Source organism: Corynebacterium sp. LK2510 (assembly GCF_040946405.1).
Taxonomy (GTDB): domain Bacteria; phylum Actinomycetota; class Actinomycetes; order Mycobacteriales; family Mycobacteriaceae; genus Corynebacterium.
Map to the genome: position 1 here is coordinate 1 of NZ_JAYWLR010000031.1, position 9,890 is coordinate 9,890.

Annotated in this window: 6 protein-coding genes; 5 read left to right on the forward strand and 1 reads right to left on the reverse strand. The window is 64.1% G+C overall.

Going from position 1 to position 9,890, the window contains the following annotated elements; translation table 11 throughout:
- The 5 genes from VVR41_RS10450 to glnA form a co-directional block, all read left to right on the forward strand.
- A partial coding sequence (locus VVR41_RS10450; protein WP_368524719.1) for a hypothetical protein occupies window positions 1–484 on the forward strand: 484 nt, incomplete at its 5' end.
- Between the two features lie 157 nt (window positions 485–641).
- On the forward strand, window positions 642–893 hold the full coding sequence (locus VVR41_RS10455; RefSeq protein ID WP_368524723.1) for a DUF3253 domain-containing protein: 252 nt from the start codon (window positions 642–644) through the stop codon (window positions 891–893).
- 191 nt (window positions 894–1,084) lie between these two features.
- On the forward strand, window positions 1,085–5,641 hold the full coding sequence (gltB, locus tag VVR41_RS10460; protein ID WP_368524720.1) for a glutamate synthase large subunit: 4,557 nt from the start codon (window positions 1,085–1,087) through the stop codon (window positions 5,639–5,641).
- Window positions 5,641–7,173: a glutamate synthase subunit beta gene (locus tag VVR41_RS10465; RefSeq protein WP_321103922.1), complete on the forward strand. Its 1,533-nt coding sequence runs from the start codon at window positions 5,641–5,643 to the stop codon at window positions 7,171–7,173. Before gltB ends, VVR41_RS10465 begins: the two co-directional genes overlap by 1 nt.
- Window positions 7,174–7,283: 110 nt before the next feature.
- Window positions 7,284–8,720, forward strand: a complete 1,437-nt coding sequence (gene glnA, locus VVR41_RS10470; protein ID WP_368524721.1) for a type I glutamate--ammonia ligase — start codon at window positions 7,284–7,286, stop codon at window positions 8,718–8,720.
- Between the two features lie 167 nt (window positions 8,721–8,887).
- On the opposite strand, the gene VVR41_RS10475 is transcribed toward glnA, so the two are convergent.
- Complete coding sequence (locus VVR41_RS10475; protein WP_368524722.1) at window positions 8,888–9,484, reverse strand: SDR family oxidoreductase; 597 nt, start codon at window positions 9,482–9,484, stop codon at window positions 8,888–8,890.
- Window positions 9,485–9,890 lie beyond the last annotated feature (406 nt).

Genomic DNA, 9,890 nt, shown 5'->3' on the forward strand with positions numbered 1-9,890 from the left:
CTACCAGCGCCACCGTGTTCTTTCCTCATTCAAAGAAGCTCGCGATCAATGGAGCAGTGTAACCCACATAATCCGCTACCGTTACCGAAGAAAACTGGGTAAGAGCGAAGAAGAAAACAATGGCGAAACCGACGACTCCACACATCCCTACGTTCGCATTGTCGCGCTTCTCCCCCTCATCGACGAGGTAGAAGGAAGCGGCCTCGAACCTGCTGAGACGGCCGAGCTCCGAGAGCAACTCCGCGCCACGCTCACTCCCTATCTCCCTGAGGACCCTCAGGTCATCCTCGGAGATCAGAGCCTAGAGGAGTTCCTCGCTTCTCATCCTGTTGCCAGTCTCAACGCAACCGAGATTCTCGCGTGTCTAAAGGTGTTCCACCTTGAAGCACAGATGATGGGTGGGGGTTACCTGCACCACCGCATCACCGGCGGTGAGATTGGGCCGCTACTGCGCAGGCTCGGCGATGCGGGACAGGACGGCTAGCCCTCACGCGGCAGCAACCGCAACCACCCCACCACAGCCCACCGCGCTCGAGAGCCCACCACGCTCAGGCGCGTACCGTGGCCAGGGTCGCTGATCGAGGCGGCACGTCGCAAAGCTGCCGCAAAACTGCCGCATACCTAGGGAGGCGTAGGTGGAGATGGAGCTGGGGCGGGCGATTGTCGAGAAGCTAGCGCAGCGCGCGCCGGAGTCGACGATCTGCCCCTCGGAAGTTGCGCGCGACATGGGGACCCCGGAGGGCTGGCGCGATCTCATGCCCGCGGTGCGGGAAGCCGCCCGGCGCCTTGCCGCGGAGGGGACGGTGGAGGTCACGCAGAAGGGCGAGGTTGTAGACGTGGAACACGCCCGGGGGCCGATTCGAATTCGGCGCGGCCCTGGCTGGGCGCGGTAAAGCAGATCCCGACTCGTGGGTCAACCCCGTGTGGCACGCCCCACGTACCCCCATAGAGTGATTTGCCTCACACCAAGTGCTGCCGGCCTGCATTTTTCTATCTGTCAATCGACAGTCGATTGCGACGGGGGTCTCACCGGTGTTTTCTAGAAAACTACAGAAACTATGAATATTGAGTGAGGTGACCTGCGTTGAGCCTAGAGCGAGTTGGCTTGTACAACCCCGCACACGAACACGACGCCTGCGGTGTCGGATTCGTCGCAGACATGAAGGGGCGCGCGAGCCGTGCGATCGTCGAGCATGGTCTTGACGTCCTCCACAACATCGAGCACCGCGGAGCGGCAGGCGCGGAGAAAAACACCGGTGACGGCACCGGCATTCTGCTCAACATCCCGGACGAGTTCTACCGCGAGGTCACAGCCGAGCTCGGGTTCGACCTCCCGGAGCGTGGCCACTACGCCACCGGAATCGCGTTTATGCCCACCTCCCGCATGGCCATGCTGGACGCCAAGCGCGCCGTCGAGACTATCGCCCGGGAAGAAGGCGCGACGATCCTCGGGTGGCGCGAGCTGCCCGTCAACCCGGACGGCCTCGGGGAGATGGCGCTTGACGCCATGCCCTACTTCGCACAGCCCTTCTTCGTCGCTGAGGGAAAGTCCGGCATCAGGCTTGACCGCGTCATGTGGTTCATCCGCAAGCGCCTAACCCGCGAGCTCGGCACGACCGACGGTCACGACACTGTTTACTTCCCGTCGTTGTCGTCGCGCACCATCGTCTACAAGGGCATGCTCACCACCCCGCAGCTGGCGAGCTTCTACCCCGACCTGCGCGATGAACGCGTCGTTTCCGCCCTCGCGCTGGTGCACTCGCGCTTTTCCACGAACACTTTCCCCTCGTGGCCCTTGGCCCACCCGTACCGACTCATCGCCCACAACGGCGAGATCAACACCGTCAAGGGCAACGAGAACTGGATGCGCGCGCGTGAAGCGCTGATCAACTCCGAAGTCCTCGGCCCGCTCGAGCGCGTTCTGCCGATCTGTACTCCGGATGCCTCCGATACCGCGCGCCTCGACGAGGCCCTCGAGCTGCTTACGCTCGGCGGCTACAGCCTGCCGCACGCGATGGCCATGCTCATCCCGCAGGCGTGGGAGCACAATCCAACGCTCTCAGACGAAGTGCGGGACTTCTACGCCTACCACTCCTGCCTCATGGAGCCGTGGGACGGCCCCGCTGCGGTGGCGTTTACTGATTCGCGCTACGTCGGCGCCGTGCTCGACCGCAACGGCCTGCGCCCGGGCCGCATCTGGATCACCGACGACGACCTCGTCATCATGGCGTCCGAGGCCGGAGTCGTGGACATCCCTGCGGAAAAAATCGTCAAACGCACCCGCGTGCGCCCGGGCCGCATGTTCCTCATCGACACCGCCGCAGGCAGGATCATCCCCGATGAGGACATTAAGCACACCTTGGCCTCGCAGAAGCCCTACGGGGAGTGGATCAGGCAGAACTTCACCCCTCTTCACGAGCTCCCGCAGACCCGCTACAACTACATGGCGCACGAGCGTGCCGTGCTGCGCCAGCGCGTCTTCGGCATCACCGAAGAGGACGTCGACCTGCTGATCAAGCCGATGGCGCTCACCGGCGCAGAGGCCTTGGGCTCTATGGGTTCCGACACCCCGATCGCCGCGCTGTCGCAGCGACCGCGTCTGCTGTTCGATTTCTTCGCGCAGCGCTTCGCTCAGGTGACCAACCCGCCGCTCGACTCCATCCGGGAAAAGCCCGTCACCTCGATGCACACTCTGCTGGGTGCCCAGTCCGACGTGCTCAACCCAGGCCCCGAGGCCGCGGCGCGTATCCAGCTGGATTCCCCGATCATCGACAACCACGCGTTTTCCACCCTGGTCCACGCCAACGACGACGGCTCCCTTCCGCACTTCCGTTCGCGCACGATCTCGGGGCTGTATCCGAAGGCCCACCACGGGGTGGGTATGAAGGAGGCGATCGACCGCGTCCGTCGTGAAGTGTCTGAGGCTGTCCGCGACGGCATCAGCCTGATCATCTTGTCGGACCGCGAGTCCGACGAGCGCTTCGCCCCTATCCCTTCCCTCCTTCTCACCTCCGCCGTGCATCAGGACATGGTCGCCGAGCGCACCCGCACCCGCGCCTCACTCGTGGTCGAGTCTGGTGACGCCCGCGAGGTCCACCACCTCGCCATGCTCATCGCCTTCGGCGCCGACGCCATCAACCCGTACATGGCGTTTGAGACCATCGACGAGCTGCGCACAATCGGCCAGCTCGGGGAACTCTCCCTCGATGAGGCCTGCACCAACTACGTCAAGGCCGCCACCACGGGTGTACTCAAGGTCATGTCCAAGATGGGTATCGCCACCGTGGCCAGCTACCGCGGCGCACGCCTCGCGGACATCACGGGGTTGAGCCAAGAGCTTCTCGACGACTACTTCGGCGGCGAACCCTCCCCCATCGGCGGCATCGGGCTTGCCGACGTCGCCGCTGACGTCGAGACGCGCCACCGCCACGCCTTCCTGCCCCGCCCCGAGGAGCAGGCGCACCGCGACCTCGAGATCGGCGGCGAATACAAGTGGCGCCGCGAGGGCGAGTACCACCTGTTCAACCCAGAGACCATCTTCAAGCTGCAGCACGCGACGAAGACCGGCCAGTACGCAGTATTTAAGGACTACACCCGCGCCGTCGACGAGCAGTCCGAGCGCCTAGCCACCCTGCGCGGGATGATGGAGTTCGCCCCGGACCGCCCCTCGATCCCCATCGACGAGGTCGAGCCCGCCACCGAAATTGTCAAGCGCTTCTCCACCGGCGCGATGTCCTACGGCTCCATCTCTGCCGAGGCCCACGAGGTCCTCGCCATCGCGATGAACCGCCTCGGCGGAATGTCCAACTCCGGTGAGGGCGGCGAGGACCCGAAGCGCTTCGAGCGCGAAGCCAACGGCGATTGGAAGCGCTCCGCCATCAAGCAGGTGGCCTCGGGCCGCTTCGGCGTGACCAGCCACTACCTGTCCAACTGCACCGACATCCAGATCAAGATGGCGCAGGGCGCCAAGCCCGGCGAGGGCGGCCAGCTGCCGCCGAACAAGGTCTACCCGTGGATCGCGGAAGTCCGCATCACCACCCCGGGTGTCGGCCTGATCTCGCCGCCGCCGCACCACGACATCTATTCCATCGAGGATCTGGCGCAGCTGATTTTCGATCTAAAGTCCGTCAACCCCGATGCGCGTGTCCACGTCAAGCTTGTCGCTGAGCAGGGCGTGGGCACGGTCGCCGCGGGTGTGTCCAAGGCCCACGCAGACGTGGTGCTCATCTCCGGCCATGACGGCGGCACCGGAGCTTCCCCGCTGACCAGCCTGAAGCACGCCGGCGGGCCGTGGGAGCTGGGCTTGGCCGAAGCACAGCAGACCCTGCTGCTCAACGGCCTGCGTGACCGCATCACGGTCCAGGCCGACGGCCAGCTCAAGACTGGCCGCGACGTCATGGTCGCAGCCCTGCTCGGCGCAGAGGAGTACGGTTTCGCCACCGCACCGCTCGTGGTCGAAGGCTGCATCATGATGCGCGTGTGTCACCTCGACACCTGCCCGGTGGGCGTGGCCACGCAGAACCCACAGCTGCGCAAGAAGTTCACCGGTCGTGCCGAACACGTGGTCAACTTCTTCATGTTCATCGCCGAGGAAATCCGCGAGTACTTAGCCGAGCTGGGACTGCGCACCCTCGACGAGGCCATCGGGCGCGCCGACCTGTTGCGCCAGCGCACCGACCGCGAGTTCGTGGAGAACAACCCGCGCGCGGCCCAGTTGGACCTGTCCCCGATCTTCTCCACGGCCCGCTCGGAGTTCTTCCCCGACCAGGCACCGAAGTGCACCACCGAGCAAGAACACGGCTTGGACGGCGTACTCGACCAAACTCTGGCCGCCGACCTCGCAGGGGCGCTCAAAAAGGGCGGAGACGTCGTGGCGAAGGAGTACCCGATCCGCAACATCGACCGCAGCGTCGGTGCGCTCTCCGGCGGCGTCCTGACGCGCTCCACCGGTGCTGATGGCCTTGCGGACGGTTCTGTGACCTTCACCTTCCGCGGCCATGCCGGCAACTCCTTCGGAGCGTTCGTCCCCCACGGCATGACGCTCGACTTGGTCGGTGAGGCCAACGACTTCGTGGGCAAGGGCCTGTCCGGCGGGCGCATCATCGTGCGGCCCACCCCCGACGCCCCGGAGCAGCTCGACCTCAACGAGCCGGACATCATCGCCGGCAACGTCACCGGCTTCGGCGCTACGGCGGGCGAGCTGTTCATCGCAGGCTACGCGGGTGAGCGCTTCTGCGTGCGCAACTCCGGCGCCACCGCCGTCGTCCACGGCATCGGTAACCACGGCTGCGAGTACATGACGGGTGGCCGCGTCGTTGTTCTCGGCGAAGTCGGCGAGAACTTCGGTGCAGGTATGTCGGGCGGCATCGCTTACCTGGCACCGGTGGAAGACAGCGACAGCCTGGCCCGCAAGGTCAACCCCGGCCAGGTCGACATCACCGAGGTCGACGAGGACGACATCGCCTTCCTCACCGCGATCTTCGCTGACCACACCCGCCACACTGGTGCGACGATCCCGTACGCACCCGAGGAAATGATCAAGATCATGCCGCGCGACTACCGCAAGGTTCTGGACATCATCGCCGACGCGCGCCGGACCGGCCGCGACGAGGCTGAAGCAATCATGGAGGCAGTGAGCTAATGGCCGACCCACATGGATTCCGACGCTACGAGCGCAAGGAGGCGCAGCACCGCCCCGTGCCGCTGCGCCTGATGGACTACCGCGAGGTCTACGAACAGACCAGCGCGGAGCACGACACAACCCAGGCAACCCGGTGCATGGACTGCGGTGTCGCCTTCTGCCACGAGGGCTGCCCGCTGGGCAACATCATCCCGGAATGGAACGACCTTGTCCGGCAGGACCGCTGGAGCGAGGCGTACGACAGGCTGCACGCGACGAACAACTTCCCGGATTTCACTGGCCGGCTGTGCCCGGCCCCCTGTGAAGGTGCGTGTGTGCTGGGCATCAACGACGATCCGGTGACGATCAAGCACATTGAGCAGAAGATCGCCGACGTTGCTTTCGACAACGACTGGGTCAAGCCCGTCAAGGCGAGCTTTGACACTGGCCAGTCGGTGGCCGTAGTCGGATCCGGCCCTGCCGGCCTCGCCGCGGCCCAGCAGCTCACCCGCGCGGGCCACCGCGTGACCGTCTTCGAGCGCGACGACCGACTCGGCGGGCTGATGCGCTACGGCGTTCCCGAGTACAAGATGGAGAAGCGCCACATCGACCGCCGCATCGAGCAGATGCGCGCCGAGGGCACCGAATTCAAGGTGAACACCTCCCCCACGGCGGCCGACCTGTCCGGCTTCGACGCGGTCGTCCTCGCCACCGGCACCCCTGTCGCGCGCGACTTGCCTGTCGACGGCCGCGAGCTCGACGGCATCCACTTCGCCATGGACTACCTCACCGCCGCGAACCGGTTCTGCGAGGGCGACACCGACACCCCCGCGATCGACGCCCGCGGTAAGCGCGTGGTCATCATCGGCGGCGGTGACACGGGTACTGACTGTTTCGGCACCGCGTTGCGCCAGGGCGCGGCGAGCGTCACCCAGTTCGACATCCACTCTCGTGCGCCGCAGTTCCGTGCGTCCTCGACCCCGTGGCCGATGTATCCGCTTTTGTACCGCACGGCGACGGCGCACGAAGAGGGCGAGTACGTGGTCACCGGCGACGAATCCGCCGACGAGATCGCCGCGCTTGGACTGGCCCACCGTGGCACGAACGAGCCCTTGGGCAAGCGCGTGTACTCCACCAACACGGTGAGCTTCCACGGATCGGACGGCCACATCACCTCCTTGCGCGGCAACCAGGTGCGCTCTGTCGATGGTCGCCGCGTCCCGATCGAGGACAGCGATTTCGAGATGGACGCGGACCTTGTGCTGATCGCGCTTGGCTTCACTGGTTCCGCACGTCGCGGCCTCAACGATGAGCTGGGGATCGTCCTGGATGAGCGCGGCCGGATGCGCCGCGACGATTCCTACCGCGCGATCCGCTCGACCGAGGACGGCCCGAGGGTCTACATCGCCGGCGATAACGGCCGTGGCCAATCGCTGATCGTGTGGGCCATTGCGGAGGGTCGCTCGGCGGCCGCCGTGGTCGACGCGGATCTGATGGGCGAAACGGCGCTGCCAACCCCGGTGGCCCCAACTAAGGCACCCATCGGCCTATAAGTCCGGGGCGGCAGTGAGGTGATGTTCGCCTCACTTTTACCCCCGCCTGTCGATACTTCGATAGGTATTCCATAGAATGAACATCGCACCTTCTACCAAAGGAGACCCACGTGACCTTCACGACTACCGACGACGTCCTCAAGTACATCAAGGACGAGGGCATCGAGTTCCTCGATATCCGCTTCACCGACGTTCCCGGCACGGAGCACCACTTCACCCTGCCGGCGTCGGCCTTTGACGAGGACGCCATTTCTGCAGGCTTCGCCTTCGACGGTTCGTCGATCCGCGGCTTCACCACCATCGACGAGTCCGACATGATCCTGCTGCCGGACCCGACCACCGCGTTCCGCGACCCGTTCCGCTCGGTGCCGACGCTGAACATGAAGTTCTTCGTCCACGACCCGTTCACCAAGGAAACGTTCTCCCGCGACCCGCGCAACGTGGCCAAGCGTGCCGAGGAGTACCTCACCTCCACCGGCATCGCGGATTCCGCATCCTTCGGCATGGAGGCCGAGTTCTTCATCTTCGACAAGGTCTCCTACGCAGCTGAGACGAACGCCTCCTTCTACCACGTCGATTCCGACGAGGGCTGGTGGAACCGCGGCGAAGAGACGCTTCTCGACGGCACCCCGAACCTCGGCAACGCCACCCGCCCCAAGGGCGGCTACTTCCCCAACACCCCGGTGGACAAGACCCAGGAAGTGCGCGACGCCATCGTGCAGAACCTCCAACTCGTCGGCTTCGACGTGGAGCGCTTCCACCACGAGGTTGCCTCCGGCGGCCAGAACGAGATCAACTACCGCTTCGACACCCTCCTGCACGCGGCGGATGATCTGCAGACCTTCAAGTACATCGTGAAGAACACCTGCCACCAGTACGGCAAGGTGGCCACCTTCATGCCGAAGCCGCTCGCCGGCGACAACGGCTCCGGCATGCACGCCCACCAGTCTCTGTGGAAGGACGGCGAGCCGCTGTTCTACGACGAGTCCGGCTACGGCGGACTGTCCGACACCGCCCGCTACTACATCGGCGGCCTGCTGCACCACGCCCCGGCCGTGCTGGCGTTCACCAACCCGACGCTGAACTCCTACCACCGCCTGGTCCCGGGCTTCGAAGCCCCGATCAACCTGGTCTACTCCCAGCGCAACCGCTCCGCCGCGATCCGCATCCCGATCACGGGTTCCAACGCCAAGGCGAAGCGCATCGAGTTCCGCGCACCGGACCCCTCAGGCAACCCGTACCTGGGCCTGACCGCAATGCTCATGGCCGGCATCGACGGCATCAAGAACCGCATCGAGCCGCACGCGCCGGTGGACAAGGACCTCTACGAGCTTCCGCCGGAGGAGGCCAAGCAGATCCCGCAGGCACCGACCTCCCTGGAGGGCGTGCTCGAGGCGCTGCGCGAAGACCACGAGTTCCTCACCGAGGGCGACGTGTTCCCGCAGGACCTGATCGACACCTACATCGACTACAAGGTCAACAACGAGCTGGCTCCAGCTCGTCTGCGCCCGACGCCGCTTGAGTTCGAGATGTACTTCGACTGCTAAGCGCGCAGGGGCTTGAGCGGAACTGACCAGCTTCAGCCTGCGACACCCCGTTTAACCGCATTCACCCCGCTTCACCACCATGGTGCAGCGGGGTTTTGCGTTACTGTCTACCGCGATCAACTGTTCAGCGGCGCATGAGGACACTGCGCCGTGGCCAATGCGGGAACCTAGAACCTAATTCCCATTCCTCCGGCGACGTCGATAACTGCACCGGTCACATAACTAGCCTGCGCAGAGGCCAGGAACGCAACGACCGCACCCAATTCTTTCGGCTGCCCGATTCTTCCCAGGGGAATATCCTCCTCAACCGTTCGTTGCAAGAACTCCTCGAGGCTGAGTTCCGGGGCACGCTTCTCACGAATGTTTTGCCACTGCGGGGTCTCAATTACTCCGATATTGACCAGGTTGACCAAGATGTCCTCGCGGCCCAGTTGCGCCGCCCACGTCTTGGTCAGATTCTCTCCCGCCGCTCGATGAACACTGGTGGAGAAAAACCCGGGGTCAGGGTAGTCACCATAGACTGATCCAATGTTGATCACGCGCGCTTGCGCGGATCGTCGAAGATGCGGAAGAGCGGCGCGAATAGCCCGATGCCACGAGTGAACCTTGATATCAAAATCAGCCAGAAACGCCTCATCCGACATTGATTCCGGAGTTCCCGGGTGGGCGCCGCCGGCGTTGTTCACCAGAATATCGATTCCGCCGAAGTCGTCTGCAACCTGTGCGATAGAAGCAGTCAGTGCTTCGGGATCGCGAACGTCCACGACATGGTTGCGTCCTTTAGCGTGGTGTATCTGTAGCTGCCGGTGACGACCTCATGAATGCATGAGGCGACCACCGCAGTACCTTTCGAATCCGTAACCACACTTCCTCGAAAGGGAATCCACGATGGCCGCTGGCCCCCATTCTTCCGATTTCGTCTCAGCAGAGTGCCTTTTTTATGACGTCTCCGGAAAGACGCGTCTCAACGGTATCGAAGAGTTAACACTTAATCTCCGTCAGTGGTTTGACGTATTCGAAGATGTTCAAGTCGAAGTGCGTAGAGTTCTTCGGGACCAATCGTCGCCTACACTCGGATGGGATTGGGTAATGTCCGCCAGGCCTGCCATTACGCGGAATGCATTAGATGTACTGACCGGGGAGGTTAGTTAACCGGGACACCGGTGGAAA